28 protein-coding genes, 2 tRNA genes, 1 pseudogene and 1 riboswitch are annotated in these 22,742 nt (G+C 71.9%); of the genes and pseudogenes, 23 read left to right on the top strand and 8 right to left on the bottom strand.

The window, feature by feature from the left end:
* Nucleotides 1-4: 4 nt before the first annotated feature.
* The 6 genes from AC27LF_RS33065 (at nt 5) to AC27LF_RS33040 (ending at nt 2,731) form a co-directional block, all read left to right on the top strand.
* On the top strand, nt 5-442 hold the full coding sequence (locus tag AC27LF_RS33065) for a hypothetical protein (protein WP_479660086.1): 438 nt from the start codon (nt 5-7) through the stop codon (nt 440-442).
* Between the two features lie 4 nt (nt 443-446).
* Complete coding sequence (locus AC27LF_RS33060) at nt 447-956, top strand: hypothetical protein (RefSeq protein ID WP_479660087.1); 510 nt, start codon at nt 447-449, stop codon at nt 954-956.
* A gap of 65 nt (nt 957-1,021) precedes the next feature.
* The gene (locus tag AC27LF_RS33055; RefSeq protein ID WP_479660088.1) at nt 1,022-1,255 is read left to right on the top strand and encodes a hypothetical protein; all 234 of its coding nucleotides are present in this window, start codon (nt 1,022-1,024) and stop codon (nt 1,253-1,255) included.
* A 1-nt stretch (nt 1,256) separates the two neighbouring features.
* On the top strand, nt 1,257-2,159 hold the full coding sequence (locus AC27LF_RS33050) for an N-acetylmuramoyl-L-alanine amidase (protein WP_479660089.1): 903 nt from the start codon (nt 1,257-1,259) through the stop codon (nt 2,157-2,159).
* A gap of 21 nt (nt 2,160-2,180) precedes the next feature.
* Nucleotides 2,181-2,396: a hypothetical protein gene (locus tag AC27LF_RS33045; protein WP_479660090.1), complete on the top strand. Its 216-nt coding sequence runs from the start codon at nt 2,181-2,183 to the stop codon at nt 2,394-2,396.
* Nucleotides 2,393-2,731 (top strand): hypothetical protein, encoded by a 339-nt coding sequence (locus AC27LF_RS33040; protein ID WP_479660091.1) that lies wholly within the window; start codon nt 2,393-2,395, stop codon nt 2,729-2,731. Before AC27LF_RS33045 ends, AC27LF_RS33040 begins: the two co-directional genes overlap by 4 nt.
* Before the next feature lie 91 nt (nt 2,732-2,822).
* Here the strand turns inward: AC27LF_RS33040 and AC27LF_RS33035 are convergent, their stop codons facing one another.
* On the bottom strand, nt 2,823-3,581 hold the full coding sequence (locus AC27LF_RS33035; protein WP_479660092.1) for a GntR family transcriptional regulator: 759 nt from the start codon (nt 3,579-3,581) through the stop codon (nt 2,823-2,825).
* 144 nt (nt 3,582-3,725) lie between these two features.
* Between AC27LF_RS33035 and AC27LF_RS33030 the strand changes: the two genes are divergently transcribed.
* The 8 genes from AC27LF_RS33030 to AC27LF_RS32995 all read left to right on the top strand — a co-directional run bounded on the left by AC27LF_RS33030 (nt 3,726) and on the right by AC27LF_RS32995 (nt 7,756).
* Complete coding sequence (locus AC27LF_RS33030) at nt 3,726-4,064, top strand: hypothetical protein (RefSeq protein WP_479660093.1); 339 nt, start codon at nt 3,726-3,728, stop codon at nt 4,062-4,064.
* The gene (locus AC27LF_RS33025) at nt 4,064-4,294 is read left to right on the top strand and encodes a hypothetical protein (protein WP_479660094.1); all 231 of its coding nucleotides are present in this window, start codon (nt 4,064-4,066) and stop codon (nt 4,292-4,294) included. The genes AC27LF_RS33030 and AC27LF_RS33025 overlap by 1 nt, the downstream gene beginning before the upstream one ends.
* Nucleotides 4,291-4,449 (top strand): hypothetical protein, encoded by a 159-nt coding sequence (locus AC27LF_RS33020; protein WP_479660095.1) that lies wholly within the window; start codon nt 4,291-4,293, stop codon nt 4,447-4,449. Before AC27LF_RS33025 ends, AC27LF_RS33020 begins: the two co-directional genes overlap by 4 nt.
* Nucleotides 4,450-4,653: 204 nt before the next feature.
* Nucleotides 4,654-4,950 (top strand): putative ATP-grasp-modified RiPP, encoded by a 297-nt coding sequence (tgmA, locus tag AC27LF_RS33015; RefSeq protein ID WP_479660096.1) that lies wholly within the window; start codon nt 4,654-4,656, stop codon nt 4,948-4,950.
* Nucleotides 4,950-5,915, top strand: a complete 966-nt coding sequence (tgmB, locus tag AC27LF_RS33010; protein WP_479660097.1) for an ATP-grasp ribosomal peptide maturase — start codon at nt 4,950-4,952, stop codon at nt 5,913-5,915. Before tgmA ends, tgmB begins: the two co-directional genes overlap by 1 nt.
* Entirely contained in the window at nt 5,915-7,045 is a 1,131-nt protein-coding gene (locus tag AC27LF_RS33005) for a methyltransferase domain-containing protein (protein ID WP_479660098.1), read from the top strand. Before tgmB ends, AC27LF_RS33005 begins: the two co-directional genes overlap by 1 nt.
* Before the next feature lie 48 nt (nt 7,046-7,093).
* Nucleotides 7,094-7,426: a DUF6087 family protein gene (locus AC27LF_RS33000; protein ID WP_479660099.1), complete on the top strand. Its 333-nt coding sequence runs from the start codon at nt 7,094-7,096 to the stop codon at nt 7,424-7,426.
* A 265-nt stretch (nt 7,427-7,691) separates the two neighbouring features.
* Nucleotides 7,692-7,756, top strand: a tRNA-Lys gene (locus tag AC27LF_RS32995).
* A 160-nt stretch (nt 7,757-7,916) separates the two neighbouring features.
* On the opposite strand, the pseudogene AC27LF_RS32990 reads toward AC27LF_RS32995, so the two are convergent.
* Both AC27LF_RS32990 and AC27LF_RS32985 read right to left on the bottom strand, forming a co-directional pair.
* Nucleotides 7,917-8,571: pseudogene (locus AC27LF_RS32990) on the bottom strand (class I SAM-dependent methyltransferase).
* 195 nt (nt 8,572-8,766) lie between these two features.
* Entirely contained in the window at nt 8,767-8,940 is a 174-nt protein-coding gene (locus AC27LF_RS32985) for a hypothetical protein (protein ID WP_479660100.1), read from the bottom strand.
* A 463-nt stretch (nt 8,941-9,403) separates the two neighbouring features.
* Between AC27LF_RS32985 and AC27LF_RS32980 the strand changes: the two genes are divergently transcribed.
* The gene (locus tag AC27LF_RS32980; RefSeq protein WP_479660101.1) at nt 9,404-9,769 is read left to right on the top strand and encodes a hypothetical protein; all 366 of its coding nucleotides are present in this window, start codon (nt 9,404-9,406) and stop codon (nt 9,767-9,769) included.
* 78 nt (nt 9,770-9,847) lie between these two features.
* Here AC27LF_RS32980 and AC27LF_RS32975 read toward each other — a convergent pair whose 3' ends face one another.
* Nucleotides 9,848-10,534 (bottom strand): TetR/AcrR family transcriptional regulator, encoded by a 687-nt coding sequence (locus AC27LF_RS32975; RefSeq protein ID WP_479660102.1) that lies wholly within the window; start codon nt 10,532-10,534, stop codon nt 9,848-9,850.
* 170 nt (nt 10,535-10,704) lie between these two features.
* On the opposite strand from AC27LF_RS32975, the gene AC27LF_RS32970 reads away from it, so the two are divergent.
* Both AC27LF_RS32970 and AC27LF_RS32965 read left to right on the top strand, forming a co-directional pair.
* Nucleotides 10,705-11,346 carry an NADPH-dependent FMN reductase gene (locus AC27LF_RS32970; protein WP_479660103.1) on the top strand — a complete coding sequence of 214 codons (642 nt, stop codon included), beginning with the start codon at nt 10,705-10,707 and terminating at the stop codon, nt 11,344-11,346.
* A gap of 12 nt (nt 11,347-11,358) precedes the next feature.
* Nucleotides 11,359-12,786 carry a DHA2 family efflux MFS transporter permease subunit gene (locus AC27LF_RS32965; RefSeq protein WP_479660104.1) on the top strand — a complete coding sequence of 476 codons (1,428 nt, stop codon included), beginning with the start codon at nt 11,359-11,361 and terminating at the stop codon, nt 12,784-12,786.
* A gap of 232 nt (nt 12,787-13,018) precedes the next feature.
* Here the strand turns inward: AC27LF_RS32965 and AC27LF_RS32960 are convergent, their stop codons facing one another.
* Together AC27LF_RS32960 and AC27LF_RS32955 are read right to left on the bottom strand one after the other, a co-directional pair.
* On the bottom strand, nt 13,019-13,654 hold the full coding sequence (locus tag AC27LF_RS32960; RefSeq protein WP_479660105.1) for a GTP cyclohydrolase II: 636 nt from the start codon (nt 13,652-13,654) through the stop codon (nt 13,019-13,021).
* Nucleotides 13,655-13,826: 172 nt separating this feature from the next.
* Complete coding sequence (locus tag AC27LF_RS32955; protein ID WP_479660106.1) at nt 13,827-14,342, bottom strand: MarR family winged helix-turn-helix transcriptional regulator; 516 nt, start codon at nt 14,340-14,342, stop codon at nt 13,827-13,829.
* 183 nt (nt 14,343-14,525) lie between these two features.
* On the opposite strand from AC27LF_RS32955, the gene AC27LF_RS32950 reads away from it, so the two are divergent.
* Nucleotides 14,526-15,656, top strand: coding sequence for a dihydrofolate reductase family protein (locus AC27LF_RS32950; protein WP_479660107.1), 1,131 nt, complete (start codon nt 14,526-14,528; stop codon nt 15,654-15,656).
* A gap of 470 nt (nt 15,657-16,126) precedes the next feature.
* Here AC27LF_RS32950 and AC27LF_RS32945 read toward each other — a convergent pair whose 3' ends face one another.
* A complete protein-coding gene (locus AC27LF_RS32945) occupies nt 16,127-16,921 on the bottom strand; it encodes an MBL fold metallo-hydrolase (RefSeq protein WP_479664608.1) in 795 nt (264 codons plus the stop codon).
* 103 nt (nt 16,922-17,024) lie between these two features.
* Nucleotides 17,025-18,257 (bottom strand): MFS transporter, encoded by a 1,233-nt coding sequence (locus tag AC27LF_RS32940; RefSeq protein WP_479660109.1) that lies wholly within the window; start codon nt 18,255-18,257, stop codon nt 17,025-17,027.
* 76 nt (nt 18,258-18,333) lie between these two features.
* Here AC27LF_RS32940 and AC27LF_RS32935 point away from each other — a divergent pair, with 76 nt between their 5' ends.
* From AC27LF_RS32935 to AC27LF_RS32915, 5 genes are all read left to right on the top strand, one after another.
* Nucleotides 18,334-18,696 carry a MerR family transcriptional regulator gene (locus AC27LF_RS32935; RefSeq protein WP_479660110.1) on the top strand — a complete coding sequence of 121 codons (363 nt, stop codon included), beginning with the start codon at nt 18,334-18,336 and terminating at the stop codon, nt 18,694-18,696.
* An 82-nt stretch (nt 18,697-18,778) separates the two neighbouring features.
* A complete protein-coding gene (locus AC27LF_RS32930) occupies nt 18,779-19,591 on the top strand; it encodes an alpha/beta fold hydrolase (RefSeq protein WP_479660111.1) in 813 nt (270 codons plus the stop codon).
* A gap of 305 nt (nt 19,592-19,896) precedes the next feature.
* Nucleotides 19,897-19,970: transfer RNA gene (locus AC27LF_RS32925), tRNA-Met, on the top strand.
* Nucleotides 19,971-20,362: 392 nt separating this feature from the next.
* Nucleotides 20,363-20,520: riboswitch (cyclic di-AMP (ydaO/yuaA leader) on the top strand.
* A gap of 9 nt (nt 20,521-20,529) precedes the next feature.
* Nucleotides 20,530-21,573: a M23 family metallopeptidase gene (locus tag AC27LF_RS32920; RefSeq protein ID WP_479660112.1), complete on the top strand. Its 1,044-nt coding sequence runs from the start codon at nt 20,530-20,532 to the stop codon at nt 21,571-21,573.
* A gap of 171 nt (nt 21,574-21,744) precedes the next feature.
* On the top strand, nt 21,745-22,689 hold the full coding sequence (locus AC27LF_RS32915; protein WP_479660113.1) for an aldo/keto reductase: 945 nt from the start codon (nt 21,745-21,747) through the stop codon (nt 22,687-22,689).
* Nucleotides 22,690-22,742 lie beyond the last annotated feature (53 nt).

Here is a 22,742-nt window from a genome sequence, read left to right as displayed (position 1 = left end):
CGCCGTGCCCATTGCCGTGGTGTGCGCCGAGACGTTCTACCAGCCGCCGTACCCGCAGCCCGCCGATGCGTGGGCCGACGTGCCCGCCGCCGAACTGGTGTGGAAGTGGATCGAGTACCGGATGGGCCGTCGCGCCACCCCGCCCGAAGACACCGTCGCAGACGTCTACTTCGCACGGATCAACCAGAACCGGTGGATCGCCGACTGCACCTCCTGCGGCTCCGCCGCGGTGGTCTCCCCGACGGATCCGCGGTACGCGTGCACCGAATGCGCGTGGGGATGGTGCGCGCTCGTCTTCCCCGCCGACGTCGCCGCCGTCGAGGCCGGCCTGATGGGTCTGAAGCCTGGCTTCAGGAACTGGTGGAACGACGACGACCCGGCCAACCCGAACCGGCAGCCGGACCCCCTGCCGGACCCCGGGCCCATGAGCAGCGAGAGGTGACCCGGTGACCTTCGCACCACGTACCTGGGTCGTCGGCGAAGTCGTCTCCGCCGCGATCATGAACCAGGAGATCCGCGACCAGTGGAACAGCGTCCTCGGCGCCTGGACCACCTACACACCGACCCTCGGATCCGCCGGCACCGCACCCGTCCTGGGCAACGCCACCCTGAACGGCCAGTACATGCGGATCGGCCGGACCGTCCACATGTCCCTCGTGCTCACCGTCGGCTCCACCACCGTCTTCGGCAGCGGCAACCTGAACTTCAGCCTGCCCGCAGCCGTAGCGTCCGCCGCGACCGGAGCAGTCCTCAACGGCAGCGTGAGCAAGGCGGGCACCCCGAACTTCATCGCGGGGGCCGCGCCGCTGAGCAACAACGGCACCACCACCGGAACGATCTGGTTCGCCTCGCCCAGCGTCGCCGGCGACTGGGACGCCTGGACCGCCTCCACCCCATGGACCCTCGCGGCCGGGGACGTCGTCCGCATCTGGGGCAGCTACCAGTCCGCCCCCTGACCCACCCCTCTCTCACGCCCCGCGCCGCCCGGCCGGGGCCTTATGCATGTCTGGAGGTCGTCCTCATGGACAACCCGCCTCGCCTGTTCACTCTCGAACGCGACACCGACATCACTGGCGTGTCCGGCACCGGAACTGTCGCTGACGGCGTCCTATGGCCCGACGGCACCGTATCCATCCGCTGGCGCGGCGACCGCCCGTCGGTCGTCTTCTGGAACACCATCGACGACGCGCTCGCCGTCCATGGCCACCAGGGCTCGACCCGCTTCGTGTGGGCGGACGAGCAGGGGGATGCCTGAGATGGCCTCTCCCATGTCCGCCGCCGCGTTCCTGGCCGCGCTGCGCGCCGAGGACGTCACCGTCGTCGAGGTCGGCAACTGGCGCACCCACAACCGCAACCACAAGGGCCCATGGGGTCCGGTGCACGGCGTGATGATTCACCACACTGTCACCTCCGGCACTGCGGCCACGGTGGCGCTCTGCCGCGACGGGCACAGCGACCTGCCCGGCCCGCTGTGCCACGGCGTCATCGCCAAGGACGGGCGGGTGCACCTGGTCGGCTACGGCCGCGCCAACCACGCCGGGCTGGGTGACCCGGACGTCCTGGCCGCGGTCGTCGCCGAGCGCGCGCTGCCCGCCGACAACGAGGCCAACACCGACGGGAACCGGCACTTCTACGGCTTCGAGTGCGAGAACCTGGGCGACGGCAAGGACCCGTGGCCCGCCGCGCAGCTGGACGCGATCGAGCGGGTGGCCGCGGCGATCTGCCGGGCGCACGGGTGGAACGAGCGCAGCATCATCGGCCACCTGGAGTGGCAGCCCGGGAAGGTGGACCCGCGCGGCTTCACCATGACCAGCATGCGGGCCCGGATCGCCTCCCGGCTCAAGGCCGGCGCCCCGGCCAAGCCCTCGACTCCGTCCACCCCGGCCAAGCCGAAGTACGAGCCGTACCCGGGCGAAGCCTTCTTCATGAAGAACGGGAAGCCCGCGCTCGGCAAGACGTCGCCGATCTTCACCGCGATGGGGAAGCGGCTCGTCGCGGTCGGCTGCGGCCGGTACAAGGTCGGCCCCGGCCCGGTCCTCGGGAAGGCCGACGTCGACTCCTACGAGGCGTGGCAGCGCAAGTGCGGCTACACGGGCGCGGCGGCGAAGTGGCCGCCCGGCCCCACCACCTGGAACAAGCTCCAGGTCCCCAACGTCTGAACTGAAAGCGAGTTACCCCCCATGAAGTTCTTCACCGATCTCGCCGAGCGCACCATCGCCACCTACCTGGAGGCGTTCCTCGGCCTGCTCCTCGCGTCCAGCGTCATCGACCTGTCCACGGCCAAGGCCGCCGCGGTCGCCGCGATACCGGCCGGCCTGGCCGTCGTGAAGGGCGCCATCTCGTCGCTCGTCGGTTCGTCGTCCACCGCGGCGGCCCTGCCGAAGGGGCAGGGATGACTGTCCCGGCCGCCGACGTGGCGGTCGAACTGGAGCGGCTGCGCGGCACGGTCACGACCGGGTTCGCGGAGGTGAAGGGTTCGCTGGCGGTGCTGGTCGAGCGGACGGCCCGCACGGACGAGGCGGTGAAGCAGCTGCGCGCGGACACGGACCAGGCGGTCAAGCAGCTCCGCGAAGAGACCGAGACCGAGCTGAAGAAGCGGGACGAGGACGCCAAGGCTCAGCGTGCCGACATCGAGGCGTTGAAGCAAGGGCGTTGGCCGCTCGGCCAGATCGGCGCCCTGGTCGGGGTGGCTGGTGTTGCGACAGCTGCCGCTGCGCTGTTCCTCCGCTGAGGCCCTGTACACACCTGAGCGGCCTCGCTCCTGCTTCGGCAGGGGCGGGGCCGCTTTCGCGCGTTCAGGGGTGGGCAGTAGTGCCCACCCTTCAGTCCTCCAGCTCGATGCGGAAGTCAACGATGGTCGTGTCGCCCCGCCGCACGATCGGGTGGGCAACCTCGACGATCCGGCCGGTGTCCGCGATGTGCTTGCGCGTGTACCGCAGCACCGGCACGCCCGACCCGATCCGCAGCGTGGCCGCCTCAACCTCGGTCGGCATGCCAGCGGTGAACGACTCCGTGATCGCGGTCACCCGGATGCCGAGGCTGGCCAGCTGGGCGCGGGTCCCGCCCGGCCACGGCTCGTTGATCGGGTCCGCCACCGGCGTGCCAGCGACGTCCGCCCACCGCACGTAGCTGGTGGACATCTGGGTCGGCACGTCGTTGTCGTGGAACACGAAGTGCCGGGCCAGCAGGCGCTCGCCTGCCTCGCACTCGAACAGGGTGGCCAACTCCGCGTCCGCCTGCACCTTCTCGAAGCGCTTATCCAGGCGATACTCCGACCATCCGATGCCCTGATCCCTGGTGTACGGCGTCGACCGGGCGCCAGGCGTCGACCGGTACCGGTCGGCGGCCATCCGGTGTACGGGCGGCCGTGGACGGACGCGTGTCCCGGCGCGGGCCCGCGTCTCGATCAGACCCTCGTTGGCGAGCAGGCGCAGGGCGTTGCGGATCGTGGTCTCGGAGACGCCGCCGTACTCGCGGCAGAGGGCTGGGAGTGTGGGGATCTGGTCGCCGGGCCCGTACTCGCCTGAGGAGATGCGTCGTCGCAGGTCGGTGGCGATCCGCAGGTATTCAGGCTGCGCCACGACGGCACCCCCACTTCTAGCGATCAAGTCAATCTGAGTACACATACTCTCCCGATCCCCTTGACCAGCGCCAATCCCCGCGACAATCTGAGTACAGATAAGCACTATCCGTACTCAGATAACCGCCGTTACCGAGGGACAGGCATGCCTGAAACGGGACGCTCCTGGCAGAAAGCCTTCAAGGCCGAGCCGATCGAGGCAGCCCACGTCCGCTTCTGGACCGCAGGCCGAGTGAAACACCCGGACGCCCCGCAGGTAGCGAACGAGCTGTACATCGCCGTCCTCGGATCCGGCGCCCCCGTCGTGGAAATGACCCTGTCCACCGCCGGCGCCCGCATCCGCATCACCGCGCAGGGCCCCGACCCGCTCCCGCTCATCAACAGCCACGGCCCCGGCTGGTCCATCATCACCGGCCTGTCTCATCTCGCCGGACTCACCACCGACGAGTGCGGACTGTGGGCACAGCTGGGAGCGAACCGGTGATGCCCGAACTGCCGCCCGTCGCGTCGCTGACCTACGCCCAGTACTCGGGCTGGGCCTGCTGCTGGTGCGCCAAGAGCCTGCTCAACGTGATCGGCGCCGTGTCCGCCGGCATCGCGCGCGGCCGGGAGGGTGTGCACGTCCTCGACGTCGAGGTCTACGCCTGCCCCGACTGCGCCGCCCGCAGCTCCAGTCGACCCCCGGAACTCAACCGCCACGGAGGTACCCCGTGAAGATCTGCCGCCGCTGCGACAAGCCCATCCACGGCCCGGCTGACGAGGTGTCCCCGCTGCGCCCGACCGGCGCCACCACGGCCGTCTACACGCACCCGGGCGGCCGGTGCCCGAAGGTCCCACAGCAGACCGCACCGGTCCAGCGCACCCCGTAGACCGCCGCCCGCCCCCCGGCCCGTGATCACACGGGCCGGGCGCTCCCTGCCCGGTGGCCCGGATGACGTCCGGATGCGGCCGTTGGGCAGCTCAGACCCCCGGAGCGGAGAACCGCACTGGATCGTGCCCCCCACGGCGAAGGCGCGCCCCGCTCCAGGTCCCACAGAAAGTCACCCACCGATTCGAACTGATTGGAGACAGAGATGACGACAGCCCTGGACCGCGAGGCGTTCCCCCTCACCCCGCCCGAAGGCCGCACCCCGTTCAGCGCGGAGGCACCCTCGGGTCCGCAGACCCGGCCGTGGGCGCTGCGATTCGCTCGCGTCCCGGACTCCACCGGAGCCGCCCGCGTCCCCGCCCACGCCTACGACCACAGCCGTCAGGTCAACCTCTCTGACGACGGCGGCGTGCTGACCTGCATGGCGAACACGCACACTCCGACCGTGCCGGACGGCTCGACGACCAACCCGCCGCCGTTGGACGAGGGGCCGAAGGACTGATGACCGCGCCCGTCCTGATCATCGCCACTTCCGACGACTGGCCCACCGATCGGGTCGTCGTCGAACTGGAGCGACGTGGAGTCGACGTGTTCCGCATGGACACCGCCGACTTCCCGCAGCGGCTCGCCCTGGCCGGAAGAATCGACCAGGAGTCCGCGTGGACGGGCGATCTCACCACCGAGCACCGGACGGTGGACCTGTCCCGGGTCGGCGCGGTCTACTACCGCGCCCCCGGGGCGTTCCAGTTCCCCGAGGGGATGTCCGGCCCGGAGGAGAGGTTCGCTGCTTCCCAGGCGCGCGCAGGGCTCGGCGGTGTCCTGTCCGCGCTGGAGTGCCGGTGGGTGAACCACCCCACCGCCATGGCGCGCGCCGAGTACAAACCCGTGCAACTGGCCGCTGCACGTGCGTGCGGACTGACCGTCCCAGCCACCTTGATCACCAACCGGCCCGAAGACGTTCGAGCCTTCGCCGCTGAAGTCGGCGGGCCGGTGGTGTGCAAACCGGTGGCATCTCCCGTGCTGATCGAAGACGGTCAGCTCAAGTCGGTGTACACCCGGCGCCTGAGCCCTGCCGACCTGGAGGACCTGGACGGCATCGAGGTCACCGCGCACCTCTTCCAAGCCTGGGTCAGCAAGGAGCACGAGGTGCGCCTGACCGTCGTCGGCGAGCGGATGCTCGCAGCCGCCATCCACGCCGGGAGCCGAGCCGCGCACGAGGACTGGCGCAGCGACTACGGAGCGCTGACCTACACCATCACCACGGTCCCCGAGCAGGTCGCCGCCGGCATGCGGCGCCTGATGCAGCGGCTGCAACTGTCCTACGGCGCGGCAGACTTCATCGTGCGCCCGGACGGGCAGTGGACCTTCCTGGAGGTCAACCCGTGCGGTCAGTGGGACTGGATCCAAGGCGCGACCGGCCTTCCGATCATGGAAGCCATCGCCGATGAACTGCAAGGAGTCAGCTGATGGACTGGAAGCCGCACGCGGCTGCTCTTGCCGCCGAGACCGCGCATCCAGGCTCGGACTGGTGGGCACCGATCCGGGAGACACCGCGGCATGTCCTGGTGGAACGCTGGTTCACGCCGGGTGCCCAGGGCTGGACGGTCACCGACGGCCCCTCCGATGAGGAGCTGTGGGCGACGGCCGCCTACTCGGACCGCACACTGGTCACGCGGGTCGGCCCCGTGCACGCCGACCGCACCGAAAGCGGTCGGCCGGTCACCGGGCTGCCCACGTCATCCTCGACGCTGCCGAGCCTGGTGGTGACGATGCTGCGTCTCGGTCGTCTCACCCCGGGGGTACGGCTGCTGGACCTGGCTACAGGCTCGGGCTACAGCGCCGCCCTTGCCTGCCACCGCCTCGGCGACAACCTCGTGACCACGATGGACGTGGACCCGTACCTGACCCAGGCCGCCGCCGACCGTCTCGAACGGATCGGCTGGCATCCCGCTGTCATCACCGCCGACGGCGGCAGCGATCTGCCTGGCACCTTCGACCGCATCGTGTCCATGGTGTCCGTGCCACGCGTCCCCGTCTCGTGGCTCGCCGCGCTCGCGCCTGGTGGGCGACTGGTCACGACCATCGCAGGCACCGGCCTGATCATCACCGCGGACAAGACCAGCGACGGAGGCGCGGCCGGGCGCGTCGAGTGGGACCGGGCCTCCTTCATGGCCACCCGTACCGGAGACGACTACCCGCCCGCACTCCACGACCTGTTCACCACAGCGAGTACGGACGAGGGCGAGGTCACCGTCTCCCCCTTCCCCGTCCTCGACGTCATGCAGGCATGGGAGGTGTGGTCCATGCTCTCCCTGACCGCGCCCGGCATCGAGCACCGCACCGGAACCGGCGACGACGGCAGCCGCATGACGTGGATGCTCCACCCGGACGGCTCCTGGGCCCGCGCCCGCACCGAGCCGGGCGAACGCACCACGACCGTCCACCAGGGCGGCCCGCGCCGCCTGTACGACCTCCTGGAGGAGATCCGGTGGCGGTGGCTGGAGCACGGCGAGCTGCCGGTGTACGGAGCGAGGGTCACCATCAGTCCCGACGGCGAGACCAGGCTCACGCGTGGTGGCTGGGCAGCGAAGCTGTGACCCTGATGCGGGGTTCCAGACTCCACGCCCGGACGAGAGACTGACGGCATGGACGACGACTCGTTGCACGAGTGGGCGGCACGCCGAGATGAGCGACGCCCAGCGGTAGGTGAGCGACGTACCGCCTCGCTCAGTGGCCGGCCGGAGGCAGGCGCGCACATCGATCCGGACGCTCCTCGGGTCGTCCAGGAGTGGGACGGGCACCAGTGGGTGATCGTCGGTGTGGCGGAGGATCTGGAGACCGCAGCGGGCGAGGCCGGCGGTAGCACGGCCGAGCGTGCCCAGCGGGCGCCTCTCCCCCGGTTCGGCAAGCTTCCGCTGATGCCGGAGCCGTACCGGCCGACAATCCCCTTCCACCGTCCCGGGGGAGCCCGCGAGTAACCGACGCTCTGGTCCAGCCGCGGGGCGCGCGGCACCAGGCCCCGGCCGGACGCCGATCCGGCCGGGGCCGCTTCATGTTTGGGTCGTTGCGTCGCTCACGCGGTCTGCGGGACAATGGGTAAGCCCAGTTCAGGGCGCGTCTGGGAACCCCCCTCTGCGTGAGCGGTGCGTGAACGGACGTCCCGTAGGGGGCCGGAATTCCCGGAGTCAGCCAGAGGATTGAGCCGGTCGACCAGGGGATTTACGGAGCAGCCAGAGCGCCCCAGAGTGTCCCGGAGTGAAACTCGCGGACTTTTAATCCATTGGTTGTGGGTTCGAGTCCCACAGGGCCTACGGATGAGCCCCAGTTCGGAGTGGGTCTGGACTGGGGCTCACGGCGTTTTCGGGGCCTCGGTGATCGTTAGCTCGCCCCTTGCTCGCCCGAGGCGCAGGCGATCATGGCATGGAGCGGCCCCGACCGGATCGGCGTCCGGCCGGGGCCGTCGAGGGGTCAGGCGCGGGCCCGGACGATGAGGGTGCCGATGTGCCCGGGCTTCGGGGCATCCACCTCGGTCGCCTCGGCGGTGGCGAATCCGGCCCTGAGCAGCAGCCGCTCCCACACCGTGGGCCGGTAGCTGTACCGGTAGGTGAACATGGCCTTCCCGGGCGAAGCCGCCCTTGTACATGCCCTGGGGGCCGTAGGCGCCGGGGATGGCCGGCGGCTGGGAGAAGACGAAGACGCCGCCCGGCGCCAGGTGCTCGCGGACGAGCGGGAAGAGGCGGGACGGGTCGGTGAACCAGGCCGCGCCGAAGATCGAGTAGACCGCGTCGTAGCGGCCCTCGTGGGTGGCGAGCCAGTCCAGGATCTCCCCCTGCTCGATCCGCACGCCGAGCGGCGCCCACTTCTCGCCCGCGCGCTGCGCCATGCGCGGCGACAGGTCCACACCGGTCGCCTTCACGCCCTGCTGCGCAAGGTGGGCCAGCGCGCGGCCGGTGCCGCAGCCGACCTCCAGCACGGACTCCGGGGTGTCCAGGAGTTCCGGGCCGGGGCCGTGGCCGGCGTACTGGGTCCAGCAGAACGACGGCTCGGCGTCGTCCTTGAACGCCGACTCGGCGAAGGCGTCCCACAGTTCGATCTCGGCGGCGATGTCGTGCGGCACGGGCACAGCGTGTTCCTTCGGTCGTCAGGATGCGGGAGCCCCGCCCTCGGCGCGCTGTGAGGGCGGGGGCGACTGTAGCGGGGTCGGTCGACGCTGACGGTGATGCCGGGGGGCGTGGTCCCTTGATCTCGGTCAGACCCGTGCGGATCTCCCCTCTCAGCTCGGCCAGTTCGACCGCGACCGCAGTGGACTCCGGCGGGGTCACTCGCGTCCCCCGTCGTCGGTGCGCAGCCACGACGGCAGCAGCTGCACGGACGGCAGCGCCATCACCCGGGCGAGACCGTCGGCGACCGCCGGGGCCCCGGCCGCCCACGGCAGCGAGGCTGGGATACCGGAGGCGTCGACGATCCCCGGCAGCGCCACGGCGACACCCACCGTGGTCTGGAGAACGGTGCGCGCGGTGCGCTTGGCGCGCCGCCGGACGCGGCCGGCACCGTACGCGCGGGCCGGGTCCGCGGCCCATCAGCGGGGCACGACCGTGGGAGTGGGCGCTGTTCATGAGACCGCATGCCGACGGGAAGAACGTGCGCATGATGCACCCTTGTCTCCTTGTGAACGGCGGGCCGGTTGCGGAGCCGGGTTCCCGGGCCGGGCCGTAAGGAGAAGGGGAAGGAGTGAGTGTGCCCCCCGCATGGCATCGGCGTCTGCGAGGGGCACACCCTGTGGGGGACCTGCCGCGGCGGGCCTGAGAGGCGCCAGAGGTCCGCCGGTGGTACCCAGGCTCATGCTGGTGCCGGCGCACCGGGCCGTCGAGCCGGGCGGGACATCCGGGTGACGGCCGTGCGTCTGGTGTTGGGTAGCTGCGGCCGGGACAGCGGTCCTCGGGGAGGGAAAAGCCGTGCACGATACGGCGGGTGTGGCGCTTGCGGCGGCCGGGGTCGGCGTCGGTGACCGGGTGCGGGTCCTCGCGGGCGACCGACCCGCCGCCTACCGTGTGCTGCGCCGGCTCGGCTCCGGGGTGGCCGCCGCCCTGGAGTATGTGAACCTCCGTGACGGCCTGCGGGGGCTCAGCCGTGACGCGCGGCGCGGGGCCCGCCGGTCCGGTCGCGCTGAGGAGACCTGCGGCCGGACACGTCCCGGTGAGGGCGCGCGTTCGGTTCGGCAGCACCGCGTACGCCGGCCGGCCCGCCCCCCACCACCCCGTCAGCACACCGCGTACGCCGGCGTGAACCACCCGGCCAGTGCAACCGTGCACGTCGCATGATCCCCACCGTCGCCTCACGGCGTACGTCGGCATGAACCCACCGGTCGGCGCACCGCGTACGCCGGCACCACTCCACCCTCAACCCACCGCGTACGCCCGCAGGAACGCCCCCACCCCGCCCCTGATCAGCCGCTCCTTCTGCTCTGGCGGCAGGGGGCGTACGCCGTAGTGGGAGAGCTGGACGATGGTGTGGGAGATCAGGGCCATGAAGTGGGCGCCCGCCAGATCCGCGTCTCCGTGTACGTCGATCAGGCCCGCCTCGGCGAGTGCCGTCATCGCGTCGGCCAGGGCGCGGCCGACCGGTACCGGGCCCGCCTCCTGCCAGGCCGCCAGGACCTCGGGGGGTACGTGGTCGGCCTCGGCGTGGATGTGGCGGACCAGGGCGAAGTGGTTGGGGTACTCGGTCATGAGGTCGACGAAGCCGCGGGCCAGGGCCACCAGGCCGGGTTCCAGGTCCGCCGGGCGTGGTGGCCGCTCGGGGTTCAACAGGGGTTCGATACAGCGGAGTTGGGCGTCCCGTACCTCGGTCGAGGTCCAGGTGACGACGGTGCGGAACAGGGCCGCCTTGCCGCCGGGGAAGTGGTTGTAGAGCGTCCGCGTGGAGACCCCGGCCGCCGCCGCGAGCGCGTCGATGGAGGCGCGGGTGTAGCCCTCGCGGCCGAACACCGTGCAGGACGCGCTCGCGATGGCGATCTGCTTCGCCAGCCGTCGCGGCGGGACCTCGCGCCGCGCCTGTGCCATCCGGGCCTCGTTGCTGCTGCCCACGCGCGCCTCCTCGGGGTGGATGTGCGGTACGGCGGACGGGGGTGCGGCCACCGAAGTACAACGAGCGTTGTAGTTTTACAACGCTCGTTGTACTTTACCGGAACGAGGCCCGTACCGGGCCACCGGTGGGCCATGCGGGCCACCGGCCGGTCATGCAGAGGGGGACCCCCATGCCCACATCCGTCACCGAAGCCGCGCCCGCCGCCCGCGGGTCCGCCGCCGACGACCCGCCGCTCCGCCTCGCCGTGCTCGTCGGCAGCGTCCGCGAGGGACGTCAGGGCCGGGCCGTCGCCGACTGGTTCACCGGTGCCGCCGCCGCGGACGCCGGGTTCGACCTCGACGTCATCGACCTCGCCGACGTACGGCTGCCGCTGGTCATGCCCGGTTGGGGCGGAACGCCGAGCGAGGCGGCCGTCGCCGCGCTGGCGGACGTCTCACCGCGCCTCGCCGACGCCGACGCCTTCGTCGTCGTCACCCCCGAGTACAACCACAGCTTCCCGGCCGCCCTGAAGAACTTCATCGACTGGCACCACGCGCAGTGGCAGGCCAAGCCGGTCGGCTTCGTGTCGTACGGCGGTCTCGGCGGCGGCCTGCGCGCGGTCGAGCAACTGCGGCTGGTCTTCGCCGAGCTGCACGCCGTGACGGTGCGCGACTCGGTCAGCCTGCACGGGCCGTGGTCGGGCCTCGGCGAGGACGGCGCGCCGCGCGACGCCGCCGTGTGCGCGGGCGCCGCCAAGGGCATGCTCGGCCAACTCGCCTGGTGGGGGCGGGCGTTGCGGGCGGCCCGCGCGGACCGGCCGTACGCGGGCTGAGGGCGGCCCGGCATGACCGCCCCGAAGGCCGGTGCCGCGGCAGGCCGGGCGGCACGGGCCGACGCGTTCGACGCCACCGGGCTGTACCGCGTCCTCGCCGTCGTGATCACCGGGTCCGTGATGTCGGTGCTCGACATGACCATCGTCAACGTCGCGATGCGCAGCCTCTCGAAGTCGTTCGGCGCCCCGCGGGAGACGATCCAGTGGACGGCCACCGCGTACACCCTGGCACTCGCCGCGGTCATCCCGACCGCCGCCTGGGCCATGGACCGCATCGGCGCCCGGCGCACCTATCTGACCGCGCTCGTGCTGTTCACGCTCGGCTCGCTGCTCGCGGCCTGCGCCTGGGACGCGGGCAGCCTGATCGCCTTCCGCGCGGTGCAGGGGCTGGGCGGCGGGCTGCTGATGCCGGTCGGCATGGCGATGGTGATGCGGGTCGCGGACCGCGGCCGGCTGGGGCGGGCGATGGGCCTGCTCGGGCTGCCGGTCCTGGTCGGCCCGGTGGCCGGTCCGGTGCTCGGCGGCCGGCTGATCGACCTCGCGTCCTGGCACTGGATCTTCCTCGTCAATCTGCCCGTCGGGGCGCTCGCCCTGGCGCTCGCCGCCAAGCTGCTGCCGGCCGACGTTCCCCGCCGGGCGGTGGTGCCCGCCCTGGACGTGCCCGGCCTGCTGATGCTCGCCCCGGGCCTGGCCCTGCTGCTGTTCGGGCTCGCGCGGGGCGGTGAGCGCGGCGACTTCGGTGCGCCCGGGACGCTCGTCCCCGCCCTCGCCGGCGTGCTGCTGGCCGCCGCCTTCGCGCGCCGGGCGCTGACCGCCCGGGAGCCGCTGCTCGACCTGCGGCTGCTGCGCGAGCGCACCTTCGCCGCGGGCATCGTCACGCTCGCCCTGTTCACCTGCGGCTACTTCGGCTCCATGCTGCTCGGGCCGCTCTACTGGCAGCAGCAGCGCGGCGCCACCGCGACGGCCGCCGGACTGCTGGGCGCGCCGGTCGGGCTCGCGGTCGGTACGACGATGCAGGTGGCGTCCCGGCTCGTCGACCGGGTGTCGCCCCGGGGCCTGGTCGGCGCGGGGACGGCGGTGGGCGCGCTCGGCATGGCGCTGACGGCACTCCAGGTCGGCGAGGACGGCGTGGCGCCCTGGCGGATGGTCGGCGCGGCCACGGTGATGGGCGTCGGGGCCGGCATGGTGCTGATGCCGACGATGACGACGGCGACCCGTGATCTGCCGAAGCACCGGGTGGCCTCGGCGAGTACGGCGCTGAGCATCAACGGGCAGCTGTGGGCGTCCGTGGGGACGGCGCTGCTCACGGTGGTGCTGGGGGCCACGGGCCCGGAACCGGACCCGGCGGGCTTCCGCGTCGCGTACGCCGTCGCAGCGGGCCTGCTCGCCCTGTCCCTGCTGCCCGCATCACTCCTCCCGACCCGTCCGTCCCGGCGGTGACGGCGGTGACGGCGGTGACGGCGGGGCGGTGACGGCGGCGCCGGATGGGCTGTCCCGATGGTGACCCTGGGGCTGGGTGCGCCCTCCGGGTGGTGTCCGTGGGGTCGAGTCGGCCGTCCTGGCGGTGTCCGCGGGTTCGGGCCCGCTGTCCCGGTGATGACCGTGGGGCCGGGTCCGCTGTCCCGGCGGTGTTCGCGGGGTCGGCCGCCGCGGTCGGGGCGGCGGGGTCGGGTCAGCCGGCGTTGCGGTCCGTCAGTTCGCCCAGCGGCAGCGTGTGCTGGGTCTGCAGCACCTTCGCCCGCAGATAGCGGACGTTGTGGGCGGTGCGGAACACCCCGGTCGGCACCCGCTCGCGGACGCCGACGCCCAGCGTCCTCAACTGCTCCGCCTTGTCAGGGTTGTTGGACAGCAGGTCCAGCTCCTCGATGCCGAGGGCGCGCAGCATCTGGGCGGCGGGCGTGTAGTCGCGGGCGTCCTCGGGCAGGCCGAGCGCGGCGTTGGCCTCGTACGTGTCCAGGCCCTGGTCCTGGAGGGCGTACGCGTCGAGCTTGTTGTAGAGGCCGATGCCGCGGCCCTCCTGGCGGAGGTAGAGCAGGACGCCACCGCGGTCGGCGATGCGCTCGACCGCCTCGCGCAGCTGGGGCCCGCAGTCGCAGCGAGCCGAGCCGAAGACGTCGCCGGTCAGGCACTCGGAGTGCAGCCGGACCAGGGGGACGGGGCCGGGGTCGCCGAGGACGACGGCAAGGTGTTCCCTCCCGTCCGCGAGGCCGTGGAAGGTGACGAGGTCGGCGTCGACGGCGTATCCGTCCTGGAAGCGCAGCGGTACCCGGACGCGGGCGCGCGGTGTGGCGACAGGGGTGTCGGGCATGCGGGTTCTCCGGGTCCGAAGGCTGAATCTGCTTCAGTTTTGAAGCAGAGCTACGGCGGGAGCCTACTCCATGTTTTAAATTTGAAGCAACCGAATTCGGGCCCGCGACAGCGGCCGGGCGCGCTCAGGAACAGGGCTCGAACAGGGCTCGAACAGGGCTCAGGAGCAGGGTTCAGGAACAGGAGGGCGTCGAACGGCGGCGCCAGGGCAGGTCCTCGGGCGTGGGGCGCGCGCCCTCCCCGTGCAGCCCCCGCGCGATCGCCGTACAGATCTCCTCCAACTGCCCCACCTGCTCCGCGCTGAGGTGGTCGAAGACGGCGGCGCGCACCGTCTCGACATGCCCGGGCGCCGTGCGCTCAAGGGCCGCCACCCCCGCCTCCGTCAGCGCGGCGATGCTGCCGCGCCGGTCCGACGGGCACCCCTCGCGCCGGACCAGGCCGTCCTTCTCCAGCCGGCTCACCGCGTACGTCAGCCGGCTGCGGGTGATCTTCGACCGCTCGGCCAGATCGGTCATCCGCAGCCGGTGCTCCGGCGCATCGGAGAGGTTGGCCAGGATGGAGTAGTACAGGTGAGGCATGCCGGCGTCCTGCTGGAGCTGCCGGTCGATCGCGTCTTCCAGCAGCAGGGAGGCCGCGATGTACGCGCGCCAGGCGCGCTGCTCCTCGGGGGTGAGCCAGCGGGTCGTCATGCCGCCAGTGTAAGTTTGTTTCAAACTTGAACCAAGCCCGCCCGATCCGCAGCCGAACCCGACCCGCAGCCGAACCCGGCCCCGCCCGATCCGCGGCCGCCAGAACCGGCGCCGCCCGATCCAGAGCCGCCGAACCCGGCCCGCCCGATGCCAGCCCGTCCGTCTCCACGCTGGAGCACGCCGATGCCCTTCCCGTACGTCCTGCTGTCCGCCGCCGTCTCCCTCGACGGCTTCCTGGACGACACCGGCCCCGAGCGGCTGCTCCTGTCCGGCCCGGCCGACTTCGACCGGGTCGACGCGGTGCGGGCGTCCGTCGACGCGATCCTGATCGGCGCGGGCACGATCCGCGCCGACAACCCGAGGCTGCTGGTCAACGCGCCCGGGCGGCGCGCGGCCCGGCTCGCCGCCGGCCGGCCGGAGTACCCGCTCAAGGTCGCCGTCAGCGGCTCGGGCGACCTGGACCCGGACGCGCGGTTCTGGCACACGGGCGGCGAGAAGGTCCTGTACGCCACGGACGAGGGCGCGGAGCGGGCGCGACGGGCCGGCATCGCGGCCGACGTCGTCCCGCTGGGCCCCCGCCTCGACTGGCCGGCCCTGCTCTCCCACCTGTACGCGGCGCGCGGGGTGCGGCGCCTGATGGTGGAGGGCGGCGGGACCGTCCACACCCAGCTGCTCCGGCAGGGCCTCGCCGACGAACTCCAGCTGGTCGTCGCCCCGTTGCTCGTCGGCGATCCGGCGGCGCCCCGGCTGTTCGGGCCGGGGGAGTACCAGCGCGGGCGGCTGCGGCTCCTGGAGACCCGGCGGATCGAGGACGTGGTCCTGATGCGGTACGAGCCGACCGCCCCCGGAAGCGGTACGGCGGCCGTCGCCGCGGACCGGCACTGGCTGCGGATCGCCTGCGAGCTGGCGGAGCGGTGCCCGCCCTCGCGGACGGCGTTCAGCGTGGGCGCGGTCGTGGTGGCCGCGGACGGCACGGAGCTGGCCCGCGGCTTCTCCCGGGAGGCGGGCGACCCCGTGGTCCACGCGGAGGAGGCCGCGCTCGCCAAGACCGACCCGGCGGATCCGCGGCTGGCCGGTGCCACGGTCTACAGCAGCCTTGAGCCGTGCGCCCGGCGGGCCTCGCGGCCCGCGCCCTGCGCGCGGCTGATCCTGGACGCGGGGGTGCGACGGGTGGTGACGGCCTGGCGGGAGCCGGACACGTTCGTCGCGGGCGCCGACGGGAGCGGGCTGCTGACGGCCGCGGGCGTCGACGTCGTCGTCCTGCCCGAGTACGAGGCCGCGGCCAGGAAGCCGAACCGCCACCTGCTCGACTGACCGCCGCGCCCGCCCGGCCCGGGGCTCCGTGTCCGCTCGGCCGGGTTCTCCGCGTCCGCTCGGCCTGGGGGCCGTGACGGCCGGGTCGCGTGGACGCTCCGCCGGCCCGGGGCTCCGTGTCCGCTCGGCCGGGTTCTCCGCGTCCGCTCGGCCTGGGGGCCGTGACGGCCGGGTCGCGTGGACGCTCCGCCGGACCGGGGCTCCGTGTCCGCTCGGCCGGGTTCTCCGCGTCCGCTCGGCCTGGGGGCCGCGACGGCAGGGTCGCGTGGACGTCCCGCCGGGCCGGGGAAACACGCCCGCCGGGTCGCGCCCCACCGGCCCGGGGAACACAACCCGCGGCGGACCGGGGAACACGCCCGCCGGGTCGCGCGGACGCGCCAAGGGGGCCGGGGGCATGAACCAACGCGAACGCCGGGTCCGACAAGGTGTCAGCGCCCGGGGCGAGCGCGTGTGTGCTCTGGTGTCGGATGTCAGACCGCGACGAACCGCCGAGCGCCGTCCCGCACGACCACATGGCCGAAACGCATTCCCGGGAAGTGTGCGGCGACGACGAGGTCGTCGGTGTTCGCCGCGGCATCGGCGATCCGGTTGCGCACGGCGGAGGCGGAGACGGGGTCGACGTCCCAGACGACGGTCCAGTCGCGCTCTTCGAACTGGAGGGTGGAGTGGGCCACGTCGCCGATGAGGAGCGCCCGCCGACCGTTTGACGTGATGTCGACGATGCTGGAACCGGGTGTGTGCCCTGGCACATGCTGCACTTCGACACCGGGTGTCAGCGAGAAGTCACTCGTGAAGGTTTCGATGCGATCGTGCGCCGGAGCGAACTTCTCCACGGCCACATCGAGTCGGTGCGGCCCTTCGGCGAAGTGCTTCCAGTCGTCTTGGTGCAGGTGGTAGCGCGCGTTGGCGAAGGGAACCGAACCGTCGACGGACGCCCAGCCTATGTGGTCGAAGTGCAGGTGGGTGAATACCACGTCGGTGATGTCACCGGGCTCTACGCCCAGGTTGCGCAGGCCGGACAGAAGACCGCCTCCGGCGTAAGCCCCGTCGTCCTGCGGGCCGACCCCCGCATCCACGAGAATGGTCTTGTCCGCGCCGCGGATGAGGAACCCGCCGACGGGGAACTCCCAGCGGCCGTTCTCGCCGAAGTGGTGGCGGTGACAGCTCAGAGCGTCCGGATGGCCGGGCCGCGACAGGATCTCTCCTGCCGTCTCCACCCCCGTGCCGTCGTGAACAGCGTCAACCGTGAAGTCCCCTATTCTCACCGAGTCAGCGTACTGCGGTCGGTCACCGCGCCCCTGGGCGCGTGCCGAGTCGATGGTGATCTCGGTCGGCATGTCCGACTGGGCCGGGTGCGCATCCCAGAGTTCACCGGCCGGCCATCGGCCTCGTGCCCTGCGGGGAGCGGCCGGGAAACCCGTGCCGGTTCGCGGCAACGGTCACGGTCAGGCCGACTGCGAGCAGGGCCAGTGCCGTCCAGGGCAGCGCCTCGGGCCCCTCACGGTCCAGCAGCATTCCGCCGGCCACGCCCGCGCCGGCGATACCGGCGTTCCAGCAGGTCACGAGGAGCGACTGAGCGATGTCCGAGGCGTGGGCCGCCGCGTCGGCGACAGCCGTCTGCAGGAGAGTCGCCGCGCCGCCGAAGGACAGACCCCACAAGGCTGAGCAGGCGATGAGCAGCCAGGGTATGGGGAGGAACACGCCGAAACCGAGCGCCGCGGTGCCGAACAGCGCGACCGCCGTGATCATCAACGGTCGCAGATGCCGATCGATCAGCATTCCCGTGATCCAGATACTGGCGAGCGAGCATGCTCCGAAGACCAGCAGCACCGCATCCACGCGGTCCTCGATCCGCGCCGCCGCCGCGAGAGCCGCGATGTAGGTGTAGAGGATGTTGTGCGCGAGAACGAACGCGCCCGTCACCAGCAGAACGGGAGCCACGCCCGGGATTCTCAGCACCCTGCCGACCGGCGTGGCCCGGGCGTGCCCACGCTGCCCCGGCAGGTCCGGAAGCTCCCGCAGAATCCAGCCGACCAGCACCAGGGCGAGCACACTCATCAGCCCGAACGTGGAACGCCAGCCGATCAGTTGGGCCAGGAACGTCCCCGCCGGTACCCCGGCGGACAGCGCGACGGGTGTGCCCGCCATGGCGACGGCCATCGCTCGGCCGCGTCGCTCCGGGGCGACGATGCCGCGTGCGTACCCGGCGAGCAGGGTCCAGAGCAGCCCCGCGACCAGACCGGCGAGAAAACGGGCGGCCATGGTGAGCGGATAACTGGTCGAGAACGCCGTGACCGCGTTGGCCACAGCGAAGCCGCAGATCGCCGTGAGCAGCAGGCGTCTGCGCGGCCATGAGCCGGTGGCGGTGGTGAGGGGGACCGCCGCCAGGACGGAACCGAGCGCGTAGAGCGTCACCGTCTGTCCGGCACGTGACTGGCTCACGCCGAGGTCCGCGCTCATGGCCGGGAGGATGCCCGCCGGGAGGGCTTCGGTCATGACGGTGACGAAACCCGCCGTGCCGAGCGCGAGCAGGCCCGAGAGCGGCAGCCGGTCCGCCGGCGTGCGGGGGTGGAGGCCGGGGCGGATGTTCAGTTGATCCATGGGCCTCATCGTCTAGGGTTGACATCAACGTCAAGGTCCATCCGACCCTGCCCCGACCGGACGTGAGGCTGCTCACATGCGCATCGGTGAACTTGCCCGGCTGACGGAGACCTCCGCCAGATCACTGCGGTACTACGAGCGTGAGGGGCTGATCACCCCGCGCCGCCAGGACAACGGGTACCGCGACTACGACGACTACCTCGTCGACCGCGTGCTCCAGATCCGCGGTCTGCTCGACGCCGGACTGCCCACACGGATCATCAAGCAGATACTTCCGTGCCTCGATGCCCCGCGGAGGATCCACTTCACGGACGCCACACCGGAGATGATCGCCACGCTCGAATGCGAGGGCGAGAGGATGACCCGCCGCATCGACTGCCTGACCCGCAACCGCGATGCCATCCACGAGTACCTCGCGGTGGTCAAGAGCCTCGCCTGACCTCTCACTCGACACCGGACGGAAGCGTGCCGTGCGGCTCGGCTTGACCTTGACACGTACGTCAAGGTTGCAGCCTTGCGCCATGAACGACTCCGCCCTCTGGCACACCGAATGCGGCGACGGCACACCGATCGTCCTGATCCACGGCTACACCATCGATCACCGGCTGCTCCTGCCGCTGGAGCCCGCCTTCACCGGTCGGCCCGGCTGGCGCAGGCTGTACCCCGACCTGCCCGGGCACGGCAACAGTCCGCGGCTGTCCGGCCCGACTTCGGCGACGACGATGGCCGACGCCGTCATCGACTGGATCCGCGCCACCGTCGGCGACCGACCCTTCGCCGTTGTCGGGCAGTCCTTCGGCGGGCAGATCGCCCGCGCCGTGACGGCGCGCTTCGGCGAGCAGGTCCTCGGTTCCGCGCTGCTCGTTCCCGTCGTCCGCTGGGGCGCCGAACGTACCCTGCCCGACAGCACCGTGGTGGAGCGCGACGACGCACTCCTTGCCCGCCTCGCCGCCGAAGAGGACCTTCCGCTGTTCCGCGCCGTGATGACCCGCCACACCGAGGAGAGCTGGGCTCTCTTCGAGGAGCACATCCTCCCCGGCTGGCGGGTGCACGACCGCCATGCCGCCGCCGAACTCGACGCTGACTTCCTGCTGCCGCAGTGGCCGGAGCGCCCCGGCGAGGTCCACCACGGCCGGCATCTTCTGCTCACCACACGTCAGGACGCCCTCGTGGGCTGGCGTGACCAGCTCGCCCTGCTCGACCACTACCCCCGCATGACCGCTGTGGTCCTCGACGGTGCCGGTCACAACCCGCAGGTCGAGAGCGCACCGGCGGTCCGCGAGCTGATCGGAGGCTGGCTCGACACGCTTCCGAGGCCGAACCGAAGGCCGTGACGCCGTAGGCGTTCTGCCGTGATCCACCGCTCCCGGGCGTCCTTCCACGGCCAAGGCCGCCTCCCCCTCGACACCGTGGTCCAGTGATCCGTCTCCCAGGCGTCAGCGTGGACAGCGGGTGCCGTTTCCAGCGCGGTGATCGCCTTGGGGGCCGGCGGCTCCTGCGGGTCCCGCGGATCCTCGACCTCCTCGGGGAGCAGGAAGCCGATCAGCGCCGGGCAACGGTTGATCGCGATACGCCGTGGATCAGCCGGGGTTATCCGTGTGCTCGCCGTCCTGCGCATGGCGTACACTGGTGGAACCGACGCGGGGTGGAGCAGCTCGGTAGCTCGCTGGGCTCATAACCCAGAGGTCGCAGGTTCAAATCCTGTCCCCGCTACTGAAGGCTCAGGGCCGGAATCCAAGGCATGGATTCCGGCCCTGAGTGTTTTTCCACCCACCGCGGCGCGGCCCGGCTATGGCGGCGCGGCCCGCTCACGGCAACGCGACTCGCTCACGATGGCGCGGCTCGCCCACGGTCACGAGCCCGCCGTCACGAGCGGTGATCGGACGACCGCCCTCCGCATAACAACTGACACACCGTCAAACACTATGGGTTGTCCGAGTTTCCGTGCGCCAGGGGCCAACTCGCCCGGTTTTCGCCGGTCATGGGCGGTAAATTCCCGCCCGAAAGCGTTAACGATCAAGCGGAACGGCTTGGAATCTGCCCGCCGGGTCTATTAACGTTCGATAACGCAGCGCGGTCGTCCCAGCCGTCACAAGAGGCGGCTCCGTGCTCACGCGCCGAATCCCGCAAGGGAACCGGGGAACCACCACCTTGGGGTGAATCACGCGGACACCGCCGTGGAGACACGGCCGGTATACGCGCGTAGGAGACCTTCCTGCTCCGAACCCGTCAGCTAACCCGGTAGGCGGAGGAAGGAAAGGAGTACGCCCGAGTGGCGTCCAACCGGCCCGCCCCACAAGCCCCGTTCGCGCCGAGCCAGTACGGCACCGAGACCTTCGGCTACGGCACCTACCGCACCGACGAGGGCCCCTGGGAGGAGTGGAACCCCACCGAGGAGTCCATCCGCCCGCTACGCGGCCGGCACCGCGTCGCCAAGCAGCGGGGCGGCGGCGGACTCGCCCGCAGCTCCACGGTCCTCGGCGTCGGCGTGATAGCCGCCGTCGGCGCGGGCGGCATGGCCAGCGCCAACACCGGCAAGCCGCCGGTGTCCATCTCCATGCCCGACCTGCCCTCCGTCGGCTCCCTGCTCGGCGACGGCGCCGGCGCCCAGGCCACCAAGGGCTCCGCGACCGCCCTGAGCAGCGTCGGCGTGACCGAGGCCGACAGCGCCGAGGGCACCACCGACGCCGGTGAGGCGCTGCGCAACCGCATCATGGCCCAGGCCGAGCAGCAGCAGGGCCAGGCCGAGACCAGGGCCGTCGCCGCGGCCGTGTCCGCCGCCGACCAGGAGGTCGCCGACGCGGCGGCCAAGGCGGAGAAGGAGGCCGCGGCCCGGGCCGCCGCCGCCAAGGAGAAGGCGGAGGCCGCCGCCAAGAAGAAGGCCGAGGAGGCGCGGCTGGCCGCGCTGGCCAAGCAGTACACCCTGCCGACCTCCTCGTACACGATCACCGGCACCTTCGGCCAGGCCGGCTCCATGTGGTCCTCCGGCTACCACACCGGCCTCGACTTCGCCGCCCCCACGGGCACGCTGATCAAGGCCGTCCACACCGGCACGATCACCGAGGCGGGCTGGGCCGGCTCCTACGGTTACCGCACGATCCTCACCCTGGACGACGGCACCGAGCTGTGGTTCTGCCACCAGTCGTCGATCAGCGTCAGCGTCGGGCAGAAGGTCAACACCGGGGACGTCATCGGCCGCGTGGGCGCCACGGGCAACGTCACCGGACCCCACCTCCACCTGGAGGTCCACCCCGGCGGCGAGGCCGGCGGCATCGACCCGATGGCCTGGCTGCGCGGCAAGGGCCTCACCCCCTGACCCTGCGGCAAGGGCCTCGACCCTGACCCACCCGGCACATCCCCGCACCCCCCGTTCCCCGGCGGTCCTGGCGCCCATCCCCCCGACGTCAGGGCTGCCGGTCCGGTGTTTGCACGGTCTTTGCGCACGGCGGCGGAATCGAGGATTCAGGCGGGCGCGTTGAACCCGAGTATGACTTCCCTTCGAAAACTCGGTCCCTCCGATCTTGAGGTCTTCCCGCTCGCCCTCGGCGGCAACGTCTTCGGCTGGAGCGCCGACCAGCCGACGTCCTTCGCCGTCCTCGACGCCTACACGGCCGCCGGCGGCAACCTCATCGACACCGCCGACTCCTACTCGGCGTGGGTCGAGGGCAACAAGGGCGGCGAGTCCGAGACGATCATCGGCAAGTGGGTCAAGGCGCGCGGCAACCGCTCGGACGTCCTGATCGCCACCAAGGTCAGCCAGCACCCCGACTACCCGGGACTGTCCGCCGCCAACATCAGGGCCGCGGCGGACGCCTCGCTGCGCCGGCTCGACACCGACCACATCGACCTCTACTACACGCACTTCGACAAGCCGGACGTGCCGGTCGAGGAGATCATCGGCGCGCTCGACGCACTGGTACGGGCCGGCAAGGTGCGGCACATCGCCGCGTCCAACATCAGCGCGGAGCGGCTTCAGGCGTCCCTGGACTTCTCCGACCGCGAGGGCCTGGCCCGGTACGTGGCGCTCCAGCCGCACTACAACCTGGTCTCGCGCGACACCTACGAGGGCCCGCTCCAGGACGTCGCCGCCCGCGCCGGCCTCGCCGCCCTCCCGTACTACTCTCTGGCCGCCGGCTTCCTCACCGGCAAGTACCGCCCCGGTACGACCGTGGACAGCGTGCGGGCCGGGGGCGCGGCCAAGCACCTGCGGAGCGAGCGCGGCCAGAAGGTCCTCACGGCCCTGGACGAGATCGCCGCCGCCCACGGTGCCGCCGTGCCCAGCGTGGCGCTGGCGTGGCTCGCGGCCCAGCCGACGGTGGTCGCCCCCATCGCCTCGGCGCGCACGGTGGACCAACTCCCGGCCCTGCTCGCCGCGGCCGACCTCACCCTGACGCAAGAGGAAACCGACCGCCTCACCCAGGCATCGACCTGACTCCACGCCCCCCGCCGGATCTCTGGTCCGACGCTACCCGGGCCTGCCGTCAT

The sequence above is a fragment of the Streptomyces diversicolor genome (assembly GCF_057537855.1).
The sequence above is the reverse complement of the archived record's forward strand: the minus strand, read 5'-3'. Positions and strand labels throughout refer to the sequence as shown.